Origin of the sequence: Sphingomonas sp. (genome assembly GCF_032114135.1) — a bacterium.
Classification (GTDB): domain Bacteria; phylum Pseudomonadota; class Alphaproteobacteria; order Sphingomonadales; family Sphingomonadaceae; genus Sphingomonas.
Genome location: NZ_DAMCTA010000001.1, coordinates 605,490 through 621,983, shown reverse-complemented (window position 1 = coordinate 621,983; position 16,494 = coordinate 605,490). Strand labels below are relative to the sequence as shown.

15 protein-coding genes are annotated in these 16,494 nt (G+C 65.9%); all 15 read left to right on the top strand.

Annotated features, from left to right (window positions below; all coding sequences use genetic code 11):
• The first annotated feature begins 1 nt into the window (after nt 1).
• On the top strand, nt 2-1,306 hold the full coding sequence (nuoF, locus tag RT655_RS03020; RefSeq protein ID WP_313534910.1) for an NADH-quinone oxidoreductase subunit NuoF: 1,305 nt from the start codon (nt 2-4) through the stop codon (nt 1,304-1,306).
• The gene (gene nuoG / locus RT655_RS03015; RefSeq protein ID WP_313534908.1) at nt 1,306-3,306 is read left to right on the top strand and encodes an NADH-quinone oxidoreductase subunit NuoG; all 2,001 of its coding nucleotides are present in this window, start codon (nt 1,306-1,308) and stop codon (nt 3,304-3,306) included. Before nuoF ends, nuoG begins: the two co-directional genes overlap by 1 nt.
• Complete coding sequence (nuoH, locus tag RT655_RS03010; protein ID WP_313534907.1) at nt 3,303-4,370, top strand: NADH-quinone oxidoreductase subunit NuoH; 1,068 nt, start codon at nt 3,303-3,305, stop codon at nt 4,368-4,370. The genes nuoG and nuoH overlap by 4 nt, the downstream gene beginning before the upstream one ends.
• Nucleotides 4,367-4,852 (top strand): NADH-quinone oxidoreductase subunit NuoI, encoded by a 486-nt coding sequence (gene nuoI / locus RT655_RS03005; protein ID WP_066718225.1) that lies wholly within the window; start codon nt 4,367-4,369, stop codon nt 4,850-4,852. The genes nuoH and nuoI overlap by 4 nt, the downstream gene beginning before the upstream one ends.
• A gap of 33 nt (nt 4,853-4,885) precedes the next feature.
• A complete protein-coding gene (locus RT655_RS03000) occupies nt 4,886-5,497 on the top strand; it encodes an NADH-quinone oxidoreductase subunit J (protein ID WP_313534906.1) in 612 nt (203 codons plus the stop codon).
• The gene (gene nuoK, locus RT655_RS02995; protein ID WP_084580737.1) at nt 5,494-5,799 is read left to right on the top strand and encodes an NADH-quinone oxidoreductase subunit NuoK; all 306 of its coding nucleotides are present in this window, start codon (nt 5,494-5,496) and stop codon (nt 5,797-5,799) included. Before RT655_RS03000 ends, nuoK begins: the two co-directional genes overlap by 4 nt.
• The gene (gene nuoL, locus RT655_RS02990) at nt 5,799-7,922 is read left to right on the top strand and encodes an NADH-quinone oxidoreductase subunit L (protein ID WP_313534904.1); all 2,124 of its coding nucleotides are present in this window, start codon (nt 5,799-5,801) and stop codon (nt 7,920-7,922) included. Before nuoK ends, nuoL begins: the two co-directional genes overlap by 1 nt.
• 7 nt (nt 7,923-7,929) lie before the next feature.
• Nucleotides 7,930-9,495: an NADH-quinone oxidoreductase subunit M gene (locus RT655_RS02985; RefSeq protein ID WP_313534903.1), complete on the top strand. Its 1,566-nt coding sequence runs from the start codon at nt 7,930-7,932 to the stop codon at nt 9,493-9,495.
• Complete coding sequence (gene nuoN, locus RT655_RS02980) at nt 9,495-10,952, top strand: NADH-quinone oxidoreductase subunit NuoN (RefSeq protein ID WP_313534902.1); 1,458 nt, start codon at nt 9,495-9,497, stop codon at nt 10,950-10,952. Before RT655_RS02985 ends, nuoN begins: the two co-directional genes overlap by 1 nt.
• An 8-nt stretch (nt 10,953-10,960) precedes the next feature.
• A complete protein-coding gene (locus RT655_RS02975; RefSeq protein WP_313536888.1) occupies nt 10,961-11,653 on the top strand; it encodes a biotin--[acetyl-CoA-carboxylase] ligase in 693 nt (230 codons plus the stop codon).
• 19 nt (nt 11,654-11,672) lie between these two features.
• The gene (locus RT655_RS02970; RefSeq protein WP_313534901.1) at nt 11,673-12,455 is read left to right on the top strand and encodes a type III pantothenate kinase; all 783 of its coding nucleotides are present in this window, start codon (nt 11,673-11,675) and stop codon (nt 12,453-12,455) included.
• The gene (locus tag RT655_RS02965; RefSeq protein ID WP_313534900.1) at nt 12,456-14,093 is read left to right on the top strand and encodes a ribonuclease J; all 1,638 of its coding nucleotides are present in this window, start codon (nt 12,456-12,458) and stop codon (nt 14,091-14,093) included. It begins immediately after the preceding gene.
• Between the two features lie 9 nt (nt 14,094-14,102).
• On the top strand, nt 14,103-14,363 hold the full coding sequence (locus RT655_RS02960) for a DUF1467 family protein (RefSeq protein ID WP_313534899.1): 261 nt from the start codon (nt 14,103-14,105) through the stop codon (nt 14,361-14,363).
• A 60-nt stretch (nt 14,364-14,423) separates the two neighbouring features.
• The gene (locus RT655_RS02955; RefSeq protein ID WP_313534898.1) at nt 14,424-14,816 is read left to right on the top strand and encodes a hypothetical protein; all 393 of its coding nucleotides are present in this window, start codon (nt 14,424-14,426) and stop codon (nt 14,814-14,816) included.
• A gap of 109 nt (nt 14,817-14,925) precedes the next feature.
• Nucleotides 14,926-16,479: an alkaline phosphatase D family protein gene (locus RT655_RS02950; RefSeq protein WP_313534897.1), complete on the top strand. Its 1,554-nt coding sequence runs from the start codon at nt 14,926-14,928 to the stop codon at nt 16,477-16,479.
• Nucleotides 16,480-16,494: the final 15 nt, after the last annotated feature.

Sequence of the window (16,494 nt, the reverse complement as noted above, 5' to 3'; positions counted from 1 at the left end):
GGTGCTTCAAGACAAGGACCGCATCTTCACCAATCTCTATGGCTACCAGCCGTGGAATCTCGACGCGGCGCGTGCGCGTGGCGCGTGGGATAACACCAAGGCGCTGCTGGAGCTGGGCCAGGATACCATCATCGACCGCATCAAGGCCTCGGGCCTGCGCGGGCGTGGCGGTGCCGGCTTCCCGACGGGCATGAAGTGGAGCTTCATGCCGAAGAACCCGACGCCCGAGCGTCCGAGCTTCCTCGTCATCAACGCCGACGAGTCCGAGCCGGGTTCGTGCAAGGACCGCGAGATCATCCGCCACGATCCGCACCTGCTGATCGAAGGCGCCTTGGTCGCGGGCTTCGCGATGCGGGCGCGTGCGGCCTATATCTACATCCGCGGCGAATATATCCGCGAGGCCGAGACGCTGTTCGCAGCGGTCGCCGAGGCCTATGCCGCCGGGCTGGTGGGCAAGAATGCCTGCGGTTCGGGCTATGACTTCGACGTCTTCGTCCATCGCGGCGCCGGCGCCTATATCTGCGGCGAAGAGACCGCGATGATCGAGAGCCTGGAAGGCAAGAAGGGCCAGCCGCGCCTCAAGCCGCCATTCCCGGCGGGTGCGGGCCTCTATGGCTGCCCGACAACGGTCAACAACGTCGAGTCGATCGCGGTCGCCCCGACGATCCTGCGTCGCAGCCCCGAATGGTTCGCCAGCTTCGGCAACGAGAACAACAAGGGCACCAAGCTCTTCCAGATCTCGGGCCATGTCGAGAAGCCCTGTGTGGTCGAGGAGTCGATGTCGATCTCCTTCCGCGAGCTGATCGAGAAACATTGCGGCGGCATTCGCGGCGGCTGGGACAATCTGCTCGCGGTGATCCCGGGCGGTTCGTCGGTGCCGCTGGTGCCGGCCGCCCAGATCATGGACTGCGCGATGGATTTCGACGGCCTCAAGGCAGTCGGCTCGGGCCTCGGCACCGCCGCGGTGATCGTGATGGACAAGTCGACCGACATCGTCCGCGCGATCAGCCGTCTCTCCTACTTCTACAAGCATGAGAGCTGCGGCCAGTGCACCCCGTGCCGTGAAGGCACCGGCTGGATGTGGCGCGTGATGGAGCGGCTGCGCACCGGCGACGCCGACATCAGCGAGATCGACACGCTGCAGCAGGTGACCAAGCAGGTCGAAGGCCACACCATCTGCGCCCTGGGCGACGCGGCCGCCTGGCCGATCCAGGGCCTGATCAAGCATTTCCGCCCGGAAATGGAGCGCCGTATCAACGAGCGCCGTTCGGGCGGCCTCGAAACCATGCAAGAGGCGGCAGAGTAATGCCCAAGCTCAAGGTTGACGGAATCGAAGTCGAGGTGCCGCAGGGCGCCACCGTGCTCCAGGCCTGCGAGGCCGCGGGCAAGGAGATTCCGCGTTTCTGCTATCATGAACGGCTGAGCATCGCCGGCAATTGCCGCATGTGCCTGGTCGAGGTGAAGCCCGGACCGCCCAAGCCCCAGGCTTCGTGCGCGCTGCCGGCCGCCGACAATCAGGAAGTTCGCACCGACAGCCCGATGGTGAAGGCCGCACGCGAAGGCGTGATGGAATTCCTGCTGATCAACCACCCGCTCGATTGCCCGATCTGCGATCAGGGCGGCGAGTGCGACCTGCAGGACCAGTCGGTCGCCTATGGTCGCGGCCAGTCGCGCTACGAGGAAAACAAGCGCGCGGTCACCGAAAAGTACATGGGCCCCATCATCAAGACGGTGATGACCCGCTGCATCCAGTGCACCCGCTGCGTCCGCTTCGGCGAGGAAGTGGCCGGCGTGGAAGATATCGGCGCGATCTATCGCGGCGAGAACATGCAGATCACGACCTATCTCGAAAAGGCGTTCAAGAGCGAGCTTTCGGGCAACGTTGCGGACCTGTGCCCGGTTGGCGCGCTGACCCACAAGCCGGTCGCGTTCGAATATCGCCCCTGGGAGCTCAAGCGGAACCTGTCGATCGACGTCATGGACGCGGTCGGCACCAACATCCGCCTCGACAGCCGCGGCCGTCAGGTGATGCGCGTTCTACCGCGCATCAACGAGGACGTGAACGAGGAGTGGGCGCACGACAAGACCCGCTACCATGTCGACGCCCTGGTGCGCCGCCGTCTCGACCGGCCGTTCGTCCGCAAGGACGGCAAGCTGGTCCCGGCGACGTGGGAAGAAGCGTTCGACGCGATCGCGGGCGTGGCCGCCACGGCAGGCTCGAGCGTTGCGGCAATCGCCGGCGACCTGCTCGACGCCGAGACCATGTATGCCGCCAAGGCGCTGGTGAAGGCGTTCGGTTCGGACCTGCTCGAAGGCCGCCAGACCGGCATGGCCTATGACACGTCGAGCCTGTCGGCAGTGGCGTTCAACACCACCATCGCGGCGCTCGAAGAGGCCGATGCAATCCTGCTGGTCGGCACCAACCTGCGCTGGGAAGCGCCGCTGGTGAACACCCGCGTGCGCAAGGCGATCAAGCGCGGCGCCAAGGTGTTCGCGATCGGCCCGCAGGTGGACCTGACCTACAAGGTTGAGTGGCTGGGCGACGATCTGGGGCTGCTGGGCAGCCTGCCGGAAAATCTCGCCCAGGCGATCGACAATGCAAAGAAGCCGGCGCTGATCCTCGGCCCGGGCGCGCTCAAGAACGGCCATGGCGCTGCGCTTGCGATCGCCGGTGCGTTCCAGCGCGACGGTTGGAACGGCTTCAACGTCGTCCACACCGCGGCGGCGCGGATGGCGGGGCTGATGCTCGGCTATGCGCAGAAGGGCGGCATTGCCGATATCGTCGCGGCGTCGCCGAAGCTCGCCTTCTTCCTGGGCGCCGACGAGGTGGACTTCTCCAAGTTCGCCGGCAGCTTCAAGGTCTATATCGGCCACCATGGCGACCAGGGCGCGCATCATGCCGATGTGATCCTGCCGGGCGCCACCTATGCCGAGAAGCCGGGCACCTATGTGAACCTAGAAGGCCGCGTGCAGCGCGCCGATCGCGCGGTGTTCGCACCGGGCGAGGCGCGTGAGGATTGGACGATCCTGCGTGCGCTCTCCGAAAAGCTCGGTCGCACGCTGCCGTTCGACAGCTTCGACGAGCTGCGCGCCGCGATGGCGAGCGAGGTTCCGGCGCTTGGCCAGGAAGGTCTGGCCGAATTCGCATGGAACCCGCCGTCGCTTGCCAGCCAGGCTTCGGGTCCGGTGACCTATCCGGTCGCCGACTTCTATCTCACCAACGCCATCTGCCGTGCGTCGCCGACGATGCAGCGCTGCTCGGCCGAACTGCTCCATGGCGAAGACTTCGCAGAGGCCGCAGAATGACCTCCTGGTTCACCTATCTCGGCCTGCCCTTCGAGCTGGCTTGGACCGTCGCCACGGTCATCGACATCCTCGTCATCGCGCTGCCGGTGATGCTGGCCGTCGCCATGATCATCTATGCCGATCGCAAGATCTGGGCGGCGATGGCGCTGCGTCGCGGCCCGAACGTCGTCGGCCCGCTCGGCCTGATGCAGTCCTTCGCCGACGGCCTGAAGGTGTTCCTGCAGGAAACCATCGTGCCGTCGGGCGCGAACAAGGGCCTGTTCCTGCTCGCGCCGATCATCACCTTCACGGTCGCGCTGATCGTCTGGGCGGTGGTGCCGTTCCAGGCGGGCGTCGCGCTGTCGAACATCAATGTCGGCCTGCTCTACGTGCTCGCGGCCTCGTCGCTGGGCGTGTACGGCATCATCCTCGCCGGCTGGTCGTCGAACTCGAAGTACCCGTTCTACTCGGCGATCCGCGCCGCCGCGCAGATGGTGAGCTACGAAGTCTCGATCGGCTTCGTGCTGATCTCGGTCGTGCTCTGGGCCGGCTCGTTCAATCTCGGCGCGATCGTCGAGATGCAGAAGGGCTATTACGGCCAGTTCCTCGGCGGCTTCGGCATCAACGGCAACTTCGTCAATCCGCTGCTCTTCCCGATGGCGATCGTGTTCTTCATCTCGTCGCTTGCCGAGACGCAGCGCGCGCCGTTCGACTTGACCGAAGCGGAGTCGGAGCTGGTCGCGGGCTATCAGACCGAATATTCGTCGATGGCCTTCGCGCTCTACTGGCTCGGTGAGTACGCCAACGTCATCCTGATGTGCGCGCTGAACGCGACTTTGTTCTGGGGCGGCTATCTCCCGCCGTTCGACTGGGCGCCGCTCTATGCCGTGCCGGGCATTCTCTGGCTCTTCGCCAAGATGCTGTTCTTCTTCTTCTGCTTCAGCTGGGTGAAGGCCACCGTCCCGCGCTATCGCTACGATCAGCTGATGCGCCTGGGCTGGAAGATCTTCCTGCCGCTGTCGCTTCTCTTCGTCTTCCTCGTTTCCGGGTATCTCATGCTGACCCGGGTTGGAGTGCCCGCATGAGCGTCGGTAGTTTCATTCGCACCTGGACTCTGTGGGAGTTCGTGAAGGCGCATGCCCTGACCTTGAAGTATTTCTTCAAGCCCAAGGCGACGATCAACTATCCGTACGAGAAGAACCCGCTCTCGCCCCGCTTCCGCGGCGAGCATGCGCTGCGCCGCTATCCCAATGGGGAAGAGCGCTGCATCGCGTGCAAGCTGTGCGAGGCGGTGTGCCCGGCGCTGGCGATCACGATCGAGGCCGAACCGCGCGACGACGGCAGCCGCCGCACGACGCGCTACGACATCGACATGACCAAGTGCATTTACTGCGGCTTGTGCCAGGAAGCGTGCCCGGTCGATGCGATCGTCGAGGGGCCGAATTTCGAATTTTCGACCGAAACGCGTGAAGAGCTGATTTATCAGAAGGATAAGCTGCTCGCGAACGGCGATCGCTGGGAACGCGCCATCGCGGCGAACCTTGCCGCCGACGCGCCGTACCGTTAAGCGCCGCACCACTCAAAGGGGCCATCCGATTCCGTGATCCAGCTTCTCGCCTTTTACCTGTTCGCGATTGTCGTGTGCGTCTCCGGCGCAGCCACGATCCTGTCGCGTAACCCGGTACATTCCGTCCTGTGGCTCATCCTGGCGTTCTTCAACGCCGCGGGCCTGATGGTGCTCGTGGGCGCCGAATTCATCGCCATGCTGCTGGTGATCGTCTATGTCGGCGCGGTCGCGGTGCTCTTCCTGTTCGTCGTCATGATGCTCGACATCGACTTCACCGAGCTTCGCGCGGGCGTGATGAAATATGCCGCGGTCGGCGCGCTGCTGGCGCTGGCGCTGGTCGCCGAGATTATCGTCGCGGTGGGCGCCTGGAGCGCCGGCACGCTGGCGCTGGGCCGCCGCGTTGCCCCGGTGCAGGACGGCGTGCCCAACATCGAAGCGATCGGTGCGCTGCTCTACACGCGCTACCTGTTCGTGTTCGAAGGCGCCGGCCTGGTGCTGCTCGTCGCGATGATCGGTGCGATCGTGCTGACCTACCGCAAGCGCAGCGACGTGCGGCCGCAGAACATTGCGCGCCAGAACGCTCGCCGCGCGAAGGACGCCACCCGTAACATGAACCCGGCGGTCGGGCAGGGGATGGAGCTGTGATCTCGCTAACCCATTATCTGGTCGTCTCGGCCATCCTGTTCACCATGGGGGTGCTCGGCATCTTCATGAACCGGAAGAACCTGATCGTCATCCTGATGGCGATCGAGCTGATCCTTCTGGCGGTGAACCTCAATCTCGTCGCCTTCTCGTCGTTCCTCGGCGATCTGGTCGGCCAGGTGTTCGCGATGTTCGTGCTGACCGTCGCCGCCGGTGAGGCCGCGATCGGCCTCGCGATCCTGGTCATCTATTTCCGCGGTCGCGGCACGATTTCGGTCGACGACGTCAATCGGATGAAGGGCTGATGTCGTCCATTCTGATCATCGTATTCCTGCCGCTTCTCGCGGCAGCCGTTGCGGGGCTCGTGAACAAATCGTTCGGCGCCGCGCTCCCCAAGATCCTCACCACGGGCTCGCTGTTCGTGGCGTGCGGCCTGTCCTGGCCGATCTTTCTCTCGTACCTCAGCGGCTCGGCCGCGCCGACGGTCACCCCGGTGCTGCACTGGATGACCTCGGGCACGATGAGCTTCGCCTGGGAACTGCGCGTCGACGCGCTGACCGCGGTGATGCTCGTGGTGGTCACCAGCGTCTCGGCGCTCGTCCACCTCTATAGCTGGGGCTATATGAGCGAGGAGCCGGACCAGCCGCGCTTCTTCGCCTACCTCTCGCTGTTCACCTTCGCGATGCTGATGCTCGTGACCGCGAACAACCTGGTGCAGATGTTCTTCGGCTGGGAAGGCGTGGGTCTCGCGTCCTACCTCCTGATCGGCTTCTGGTTCCGGAAGCCCAGCGCCAATGCCGCGGCGATCAAGGCCTTCGTGGTCAACCGCGTCGGCGACCTTGGCTTTATGCTCGGCATCTTCGGCGTGTTCCTGGTGTTCGGCACGGTCGACATCCCGACGATCCTGGCGGCGGCGCCGAACCATGCCGGTTCGACGATCGGCTTCCTCGGCCACCGCTTCGACACGATCACCGTGCTCTGCCTGCTGCTGTTCGTCGGCGCGATGGGCAAGTCGGCCCAGCTCGGCCTGCACACCTGGTTGCCGGACGCGATGGAAGGCCCGACGCCTGTGTCGGCGCTGATCCACGCCGCGACCATGGTGACCGCGGGCGTGTTCATGGTCTGCCGCATGTCTCCGCTGTTCGAGCAGAGCGCGGTCGCGATGCACGTCGTGATGGTGATCGGCGCGGCTACCTGCTTCTTCGCAGCCACCGTCGGCACGACGCAGACCGACATCAAGCGCGTGATCGCCTATTCGACCTGTTCGCAGCTCGGCTACATGTTCTTCGCAGCGGGCGTCGGCGCGTACGGCGCGGCGATGTTCCACCTGTTCACGCACGCCTTCTTCAAGGCGCTGCTGTTCCTCGGTGCCGGTTCGGTGATCCATGCGATGCACCACGAGCAGGACATGCGCTATTATGGCGGCCTGTGGAAGAAGATCCCGATCACCTACACGGCGATGATGGCGGGCACGCTCGCGATCACCGGCGTCGGCATCCCCGCGCTGTTCGGCAATCCGGTGGCGTTCGGCTTCGCCGGCTTCCACTCGAAGGACGCGATCATCGAAGCGGCCTTCGCCTCGGGCAACACCGGCGTGTTCTGGGTCGGCGTGGTCGTCGCGCTGCTGACGAGCTTCTATTCGTGGCGGGTGGTGTTCCTGACCTTCCACGGCAAGCCGCGCTGGGCCGCTTCCGAGCACATCCAGCACGCGGTGCATGACGCGCACGGCCATGGTCATCACGACGAGCATGCGCACGACACGCACGGCCATGGCAGCGAGCATGCCAATGCGCCGGCGCAAGAAGATGCGGGTCACACTCCGCATGGCACCCATGCGCTGCACGAGCACGAAGCCGAGGGCACGGCGGGCTATCACCCGCACGAGAGCCCGCTGGTCATGCTGATCCCGCTGATCCTGCTGTCGATCGGCGCAGTGCTGGCTGGCTTCGTCTTCCACGGCGCGTTCATCGAGCCGACCGCGGGCGAGACCTATTGGCACGGCGCGCTGGCCTTCAACGAGCACCTGATGCACGCGATGCATGAAGTGCCGGTGTGGGTAAAGCTTTCGGCCACGGTGGCGATGCTGCTGGGCCTGGGCACCGCGGTGTTCGCGTATATCGTTTCGCCGGGCTTCCCGGCGGCCTTCGCCGAGCAGGTGCGTCCGCTGTATCTGTTCCTGCTCAACAAGTGGTATTTCGACGAGCTCTACAATCTGCTCTTCGTGCGTCCCGCATTCGCCATCGGGCGGCTGTTCTGGAAGCGCGGCGACGAGCAGACGATCGACCGGTTCGGCCCCAATGGCGCGGCGCGCCTGGTGCAGTTCGGAAGCTTCGGGGCCGTCAAGCTGCAATCGGGGTATCTCTACACCTATGCCTTCGTCATGCTGATCGGGCTCACGGCCGCGCTCACCTGGGTCATTGCGAGGTGATGGAACAATGACCGGCTTTCCGATCCTTTCCGTCCTACTCGCGGTGCCTGCGGTTGCCGCAGTGCTCTGCCTGTTCGTGGGCGCCCAGGGCGCCCGCTGGACGGCGCTCCTCGCAACGCTCGTCAACCTGGCGCTGGGTGCCTGGCTCTGGACCCAGTTCCAGCATGGCGACGGTGCCCCGCAGTGGCAGTTCGTCGAGCATGTCACGCTGTTCAAGATGGGCGGCGTGGAGTTCTCCTGGGCGCTCGGCATCGACGGCTTCGCCTTCCTGCTGATCGAGCTCTCGCTGTTCCTGATGCCGATCTGCATCGGGGCCAGCTGGCTCTCGGTCACCAAGCGTGTGCCCGAGTATATGGCGGCGTTCCTCGCGACCGAGGTGCTGATGATCGGCACCTTCGCCGCGCAGGACCTGTTCCTGTTCTACGTCTTCTTCGAAGGCGGCCTGATCCCGATGTACCTGATCATCGGCATCTGGGGCGGCGTGAACCGCATCTACGCGTCGTACAAATTCTTCCTGTACACGCTGCTCGGTTCGCTGCTGATGCTCATCGCGATGATCGCGATGGTGCTGACCACCGGCACGACGTCGATCCCGTACCTGATGGCCTATGATTTCCCGGCCAGCTGGCAGACCTGGCTGTGGCTCGCCTTCTTCGCCTCGTTTGCGGTGAAGATGCCGATGTGGCCGGTCCACACCTGGCTTCCCGACGCGCACGTGCAGGCGCCGACTGCAGGGTCGGTCATCCTGGCGGGCGTGCTGCTGAAGCTCGGCGGCTACGGCTTCCTGCGCTTCTCGCTGCCGATGTTCCCGGTCGCGTCGGTGCAGTTCATGTGGGTGGTCTTCGGCCTGTCCTGCGTCGCGGTGGTCTACACTTCGCTCGTGGCACTGGTGCAGAGCGACATGAAGAAGCTGATCGCCTATTCGTCGGTCGCGCACATGGCGATCGTCACCATGGGTCTGTTCGCCTTCAACGCGAACGGCATCGACGGTGCGATGATGGTGATGCTGGGCCACGGCGTGGTCTCCGGCGCGCTCTTCCTGTGCGTCGGCATCATCTATGACCGCCTGCACACCCGCGAGATCGACCGTTACGGCGGCCTGGCGATCAACATGCCGCGCTATGCCGTGCTGTTCCTGCTGTTCACCATGGCCTCGATCGGTCTGCCGGGCACCAGCAACTTCGTCGGCGAATTCTTCAGCCTCGCCGGCGTGTACCGGGTCTCGACCGCAACCGCGCTGATCGGCACCACCGGCATCATCCTCGGCGCCGCCTATATGCTCTACCTGTTCCGTCGGGTGGTGTGGGGCGACCTGACCAAGGACGATGTGAAGGCGATGCCGGACCTCGACGGTCGCGAAATCGCGATGCTCGTCGCGCTGGCCGCCGTGGTGCTGTGGATGGGTGTGTACCCGACCAGCTTCACCGCACCGATGCGCGCCGACGTCGCGCGACTGACGCAGCGCCTCGACAGCGCCGCGCACACCGCGTCGATCAGCGACTCCAAGCCCACGCCGGGTTCGCCGCAGGCGGCCCCCGCCCATGAAGCCTCCGCGCACGGGGAGGCGCACTGATGTCCTATTCGATGCAACTACTAATGACGCTGCCCGAGCTGGTGCTCGCGGCCGGTTCGATCGTCCTGATGCTGGTCGCTGCCTTCGGCGGCCAGGCATCGACCAAGCTGGTGAGCTGGGCCTCGGTGGCGCTGCTCGCCGGTGCCGGCATCGCCCTGGCGGGGCCGGCCTCGACCGGTGGCGTCGCGTTCGGCGGTCTGTTCCGCGCGGACGCCTTCGCGACCTTCGCCAAGGTGGTGATCTATGTCGCCGCGGCGGTGTCGATCCTCGTCGCGCCCAAGTTCTTCCAGCGCACCTCGGGCGAGGATCTGCGTCCGGAATATCCGGTGCTGATCCTGCTCTCCACGGTGGGCATGGGCATGATGGTCTCGGCGGGCGACCTGCTGACGCTTTATGTCGGTCTCGAGCTGCAGAGCCTTTCGGCCTACATCCTCGCCAGCTTCATGCGGCGAGACACGCGCTCGGCGGAAGCGGGCCTGAAGTATTTCGTGCTGGGCGCGCTGGCTTCGGGCATCCTGCTCTACGGCATCAGCCTGGTCTACGGCTTCTCCGGCACGACGCTGTTCGACGGCATTGCCGAGGCGTACAGCGCGGGTGCCACCGGCAGCCAGCATACCGGCCTGCTGTTCGGCCTGGTGTTCGTGTTCGCCGGTCTCGCCTTCAAGATCTCGGCCGTGCCGTTCCACATGTGGACGCCGGACGTGTATGAAGGCGCGCCGACCCCGGTCACCGCCTATTTCGCTTCGGCGCCCAAGGTGGCGGCGGTGGCGATGGCGGTGCGCGTCGCGGTCGATGCGATGGGCCCGGCGATCCTCGAATGGCGCCAGATCGTCATCTTCGCCTCGCTCGCCTCGATCATTTTCGGTGCGGTGGCGGCGATCGGCCAGACCAACATCAAGCGTCTGCTCGCCTATTCGTCGATCAACAATGTCGGCTTCGCGCTGATCGGTCTTGCCGCCGGCGGTGAGGAAGGCGTGGCCAGCGTGCTCGTTTACATGGCGATCTATGTCGTCATGACGATCGGCAGCTTCCTCGTGGTGCTGCAGATGCGCGACGAGCAGGGCGAGCAGGTCGAGACCATTGCCAGCCTGTCGGGCATGTCGCGCACGCGGCCGGGCCTGGCGTTGGCGCTGGCGATCTTCATGTTCAGCCTCGCGGGCATCCCGCCGCTGCTCGGCTTCTTCGCCAAGCTGGGCGTTTTCATCGCCGCGATGCATTCGGGCCTGATCGCCTTCGCAACGGTAGGTGCAGCGGCCTCGACCATCGGTGCCTTCTATTACCTCAAGATCGTCAAGACGATGTACTTCGACGAGCCGGCGCCCGCTTTCGCGGGCAAGACCGACCTCGTCGAAGGCGGGCTGATCGCGATCAGCGCGGTCGTTATCTCGCCGATCGGCTGGGTGGTGTTCGGTGCGCTCGGCACCTGGTCGCTGGTTGCTGCGAAGGCGCTGTTCTGACACCCACGATCCGGACCGTCGCAGAGACGGGATCGACCAATGCCGACATCCTTTCCCTGGCGCTGACCGGCGCCGGGGAAGGACTGTGGCTCCGGGCCGAACGCCAGACCGCCGGCAAGGGCCGGCAGGGGCGCGCCTGGGTCTCGCCTGCGGGCAATCTCTACATTTCCACGCTGGTTCGCGTGCGCCCGACCGATCCTTCGCCAGCGACGCTGGCGCTGCTCTCGGCCGTCGCGCTCGAAGAGGCGGTGCGCGCGTTCGGCGTTTCGCCGATGCTCAAATGGCCCAACGACCTGCTGGTCGACGGCGCCAAGCTCTCCGGCATCCTGCTTGAGCGGGCAGGGGATGCGATCGCAGTCGGCATCGGCGTCAACCTGGCAGCGGCGCCCGAGGGGCTCGATCGCGCCGCGACGAGCCTCGCCGCGCAAGGGGTGGCCGTTGCCCCCGACATTTTCGCCGAGGTGCTCGCCGAGAGCTTCGGCCGCTGGCTGGAGCGCTGGCGGGGCGAGGGGATGTGGCCGGTGCGCGAGCGCTGGCTCGCCAAGGCGCATCCTGAGGGCACCGCGCTCACCACGCGGCTCGCCGACGGATCGAGCTTCGACGGGCTGTTCGGCGGGCTGGATTCGAGTGGGGCGCTGATCCTGCGCTTGGCCGATGGAACGACCCGTGCCATTCACGCGGGCGACGTGTTCCTGCTGTAACGAGGAAGAGGGAAGGGCGATGCTGCTCGCGATCGACGCCGGCAATACCAATGTCGTGTTCGCGCTGGTGGACGGCGGCGAGATCCGCGCCCGCTGGCGCATCGCCACCGATCCGCGCCGCACCGCCGACGAATATGCGGTATGGCTCAGCCAGTTGCTGGCGCTGGAGGGCTTTGATCGCGCCGCGGTGACGGACGTAATCGTCGGCACGGTGGTGCCCCGCGCGCTGCACAATCTCCAGGTGCTAGCGAGCAAATATTTCAAGACCGAGGCGGTGATCGCCGGCAAGGGCAGCGCCGAATGGGGCTTCCCGCTCGACGTCGACGAGCCGCAGAATCTCGGTGCCGACCGCGCGCTCAACGTGCTCGCCGGTCATGCCCGCCACGCCGGCGACCTGATCATCATCGATTTCGGCACCGCGACCACCTTCGACGTGGTCGACTATCGCGGCGCCTATAAGGGCGGGATCATCGCGCCGGGCATCAACCTCTCGCTCGATGCATTGGTGACCGCCGCCGCCAAGCTGCCGCGCATCGCCATCTCCGCGCCTGAGACCGCCAGCGTCGTCGGTCGCAACACGGTCGATCAGATGCATATCGGCATCTATTGGGGCTATGTCGCGATGATCGAGGGGCTGGTCGCGCGATTGAAAGCCGAGGTGGGACGGCCGCTCAAGGTTATTGCGACGGGTGGGCTGGCGATTCTCTTCGAAACGCATACATCTGTCTTCGATACGATCGAGCCCGATCTGACCATTCAGGGCTTGGCGATGCTGTGGGAACGCAGCCAGCAAGGAAATTAAGTGACTCCAAGAAACGAACTGCTCTTCCTGGCCCTTGGTGGCTCGGGCGAGATTGGCATGAACGTCAATCTCTATGGCTGCGACGGCAAGTGGCTGATGGTCGATTGCGGCATCACCTTTGGCGATGCCAGCTATCCGGGCATCGACGTGATCCTGCCCGACCTCCAGTTCATCGAGGACCGGGTGGACGATCTGCTCGGCATCGTGCTGACGCACGGGCATGAGGACCATATCGGCGCGCTGCCCTATCTCGCGGCCGATCTCGGCGTGCCGCTCTACGCGACGCCGTTCACCGCGGGGCTGATCCACGGCAAGCTGGCCGAGGAAGGCATCGAGGACCGCGTCGAGCTCAACGTCGTCAAGGAAGAGGGGCCGTTCGACATCGGCCCGTTCACGATCACCTATACCCCGCTCGCCCACTCGATCCCCGAGGGCAATGCGGTGCTGATCGAGACGCCCTACGGCAAGGTGTTCCACACCGGCGACTGGAAGTTGGACGAAGCGCCCTCGCTGGGCGGTTCGGCGACCGCCGAGGAACTGACCGCGATCGGCGACAAGGGCGTGCTCGCACTTGTCTGCGACTCGACCAACGTGTTCAACCCCGAAGCCTCGGGCTCGGAAGCCGATGTGCGCAAGGGCCTGGACGAGGTGGTGGCCGGGGCCAAGGGCCGGGTGCTCGTCACCACCTTCGCCTCGAACGCGGCGCGGTTGCAGACGCTGGGCGAGGTCGCCCGCGACACCGGCCGCGAGCTGTGCGTCGCCGGGCGCTCGCTCGACCGGATCATCCGTGTCGCCAAGGCGACCGGCTATCTGCGCGACTTCCCCGAGCTGATCGACTTCGACAAGGCGATGACGCTGCCCGCCTCGCGCGTGCTGATCGTCGCCACCGGCGGTCAGGGCGAGCCGCGCGCGGCGCTCAACCGCATCGCCGAGGGCAGCCATGTGCTGAAGCTCCACCAGGGCGATCTGGTGGTGTTCTCGTCGCGCCAGATCCCCGGCAACGAGATCGCGATCGGCAAAATCATGAACACGCTCGCCGACAAGGGCGTCGACATCATTACCGACCGCCAGGCCTTCGTGCACGTATCCGGCCATCCGGGCCGGCCCGAACTCGCCGCGATGTACAAGTGGATCCGTCCCGAGATCATCGTGCCGGTGCACGGCGAGATCCGCCACATGCACGAACAGGCGCGCTTCGCGCTGTCGCAGGGCGTGCCCAAGGCGGTGAAGCAGCAGAATGGCGAGATCATCCGCCTCGCACCCAACGGCCCGGCGAAGATCGGCCATGCGACGGTCGGCCGCCTCGTCCTCGACGGCGACGTGATCCTGCCCGCCGACGGCGCGACGATGGGCGAGCGGCGGCGGATCGCGCTGTACGGCCAGATGTCCGTCGCGGTGGCGATCGATCGCAAGGGCAAGCTGCTCGGTGCGCCGCAGATCCGCGTCCAGGGCGTGCCGGTCGAAGAGGACCGCGAGGACCTGATCGAGGCCGCCGCCGATGCCGCCGCCGAGGCGGTGAAGAAGGACTGGCGCGATCGCGAGAAGCTGCGCGAGTCGCTGCGCCTTGCGGTGCGGCGGGTCGCGGTGCGCTTCACCGGGAAGAAGCCGGTAGTGGACGTGCTGCTGATCGAGGCGTAACCTCACCCCATGAAGTGGCAGTCGGCGCTCGCGATCTATACGCTCTTCTGGGCGATGTCGGTGTTCTTCGTGCTGCCCTTCGGGGTGCGGACCAGCGAGGAGGCGGGCGTGCCGCTCGTCCCCGGCCAGGCGCCGAGCGCGCCGCACAGCTTCAACCCGACGAAGATCGTGGTGCGCACCACGATCCTCTCGGCGATGCTGTTCGGCGCCTTCTACCTCAACTATGTCTATGGCTGGGTGACCGCAGAGATGCTCGACTGGACGCGGTAACCATCAGCGAAACAAGCTTTTGTTGACCATGAGGCGGGTTCGGTCGCCTATAAGAACCGAATGGAAGACCTGCGCCGCCACCACGCCCAGATGCTCGCCGCGCTCGATGAACTGGCGCAATTGACGCAAGCACCCTGCTGCGACGAAAAGGTGGTGACCGCGGTCCGTTATCGCCTCACTCGCGCGAGCAGTGCGCGGCGGCGCGAAGTGGTCGCGCTGTGCGAGCGGCTGCTCGCCACGGGGGAGCGCGATCCGGCGCTGAGTGCGCTGCGCGACGCGACCAACGCCTCGCGTGGCACCTCCAGCAGCCATATCGGTACCTGGACGCTGCGCCAGGTGGTCGCCGACTGGCCCGGCTATGTCCGCGCGTCCAACGCGATGCGCGCAGCGCTGCGGCGCGAGGTCGAGCGGGAGGTCGCGGTGCTGGCGCCGCATTTCGCCGAAGCGGGGTGACCAGTCACCATTCTGTCATCGTCGCTTGCCATGCGGCGCGGGACAGGTTTGCATCACCCCGTTGACGCGGAGGCCGGGTGCCGGCCGCTCGGCGCAAGGGAAATGAACGATGCACACGACACGACGCGAGCTGCTGCTGGGCGCCGCCGGTTCCATGCTGCTGGCCGCCCCGGGAATCGTGCGCGCCCAGCAGATATTCCGCGCCTATCCCTTCACGCTGGGCATCGCCGCGGGTGACGCGTCTGCGGACGGTTTCGTATTGTGGACCCGGCTCGCGCCCGAGCCGCTGGAGCCGCATGGCGGCATGCCGATGGCACCGATCGCGGTACAGTGGGAGGTCGGCGCGGACCCTGCGTTCAAGACGATCGCTGCGAAGGGCGAGGCGATGGCCCGGCCCGAGCTCGGCCATTCGGTGCATGTCGAAGTGGCGGGGCTGCAGCCGGACCGGCCCTATTGGTACCGCTTCACCTGCGGGCGCGAGCGCTCGATGCGCGGCCGGGTGAAGACTCTGCCTGCGGCCGGCACCGCGGTGACCAAGACGCGCTTCGTCGTCGCCGGCTGCCAGAATTACGAGCAGGGTCTCTACACCGCCTACGCCCATGCCGCGCGGGAGGAGGCCGACTTCCTGTTCCATTATGGCGACTATATCTACGAGGGGCGCGGCAACCCGGTGGCGTTCGATTATGGCGGCAACCCCAGGAAGTTCATCCGCGCGCACGCCGGCGAGGAGCCGTTCAGCCTCGACGACTATCGGCGCCGCTATGCCCAGTACAAGACCGACGCCGATCTCCAGGCGGCGCATGCCGCGACCGGCTGGTACGCGACCTTCGACGACCATGAGATCCAGAACAATTGGGTGAGCGACCGTGACCAGAACGGTACCCCGCCCGAGGCGTTCCTGCTCCGCCGCGCCGCCGCCTTCCAGGCCTGGTACGAGCATATGCCGGTGCGCAGCAGCTCGATCCCGCATGGTGACAGCATCCAGGCCTATCGCCGCGCCCGCATCGGCGACCTGCTCGATCTGCATCTGCTCGACACCCGCCAATTCCGCACCGACCAGCCCTGCGATGACGGCTTCAAGCCCAAATGCGCCGGCTGGGATGCCGCCGAGGCGCAGGTCCTGGGGAGCACCCAGGAGGCATGGCTCGGGCGCAATCTTGCCGAGGGCAAGGCGCGCTGGAACGCGATCGCGCAACAGGTGATGATGATGCCGCTCGATCGCCGCACGGCCGACGAGCCCGTGCCGATCCGCAACATGGACAGCTGGGGCGGCTATGACCTGCCCCGCGAACGCCTCTTCTCGAAGTTCGCCGGGCACGGCAATGTCGTGGTGCTCACGGGCGACGAGCACCAGAATTATGCAGGCGAGCTGCGCACCCGCGGCGGCCAGGGCGAGGCGGTGGCGGTGGAGTTCGTCTCCACCTCGATCAGCTCGGGCGGCGACGGGGCGGACGTTCGCCCGGGAAGCGACAAGATCCTCGGCCGCAACCCGTATCTGAAGTATATGAACGACCGGCGCGGCTATCTGCTGTGCGATGTCACCCGAGACCAATGGCAGGCGCAGTTCCGCACCGTCGACAGCGTGAGCGAGCCGGGTGCCCCGGTGAAGACCGCGCGCACCGCGACCGTGCCGCACGGACGGTCCGAGCTCAGCTTCGGCTGAGCCCGGGCCGAACCA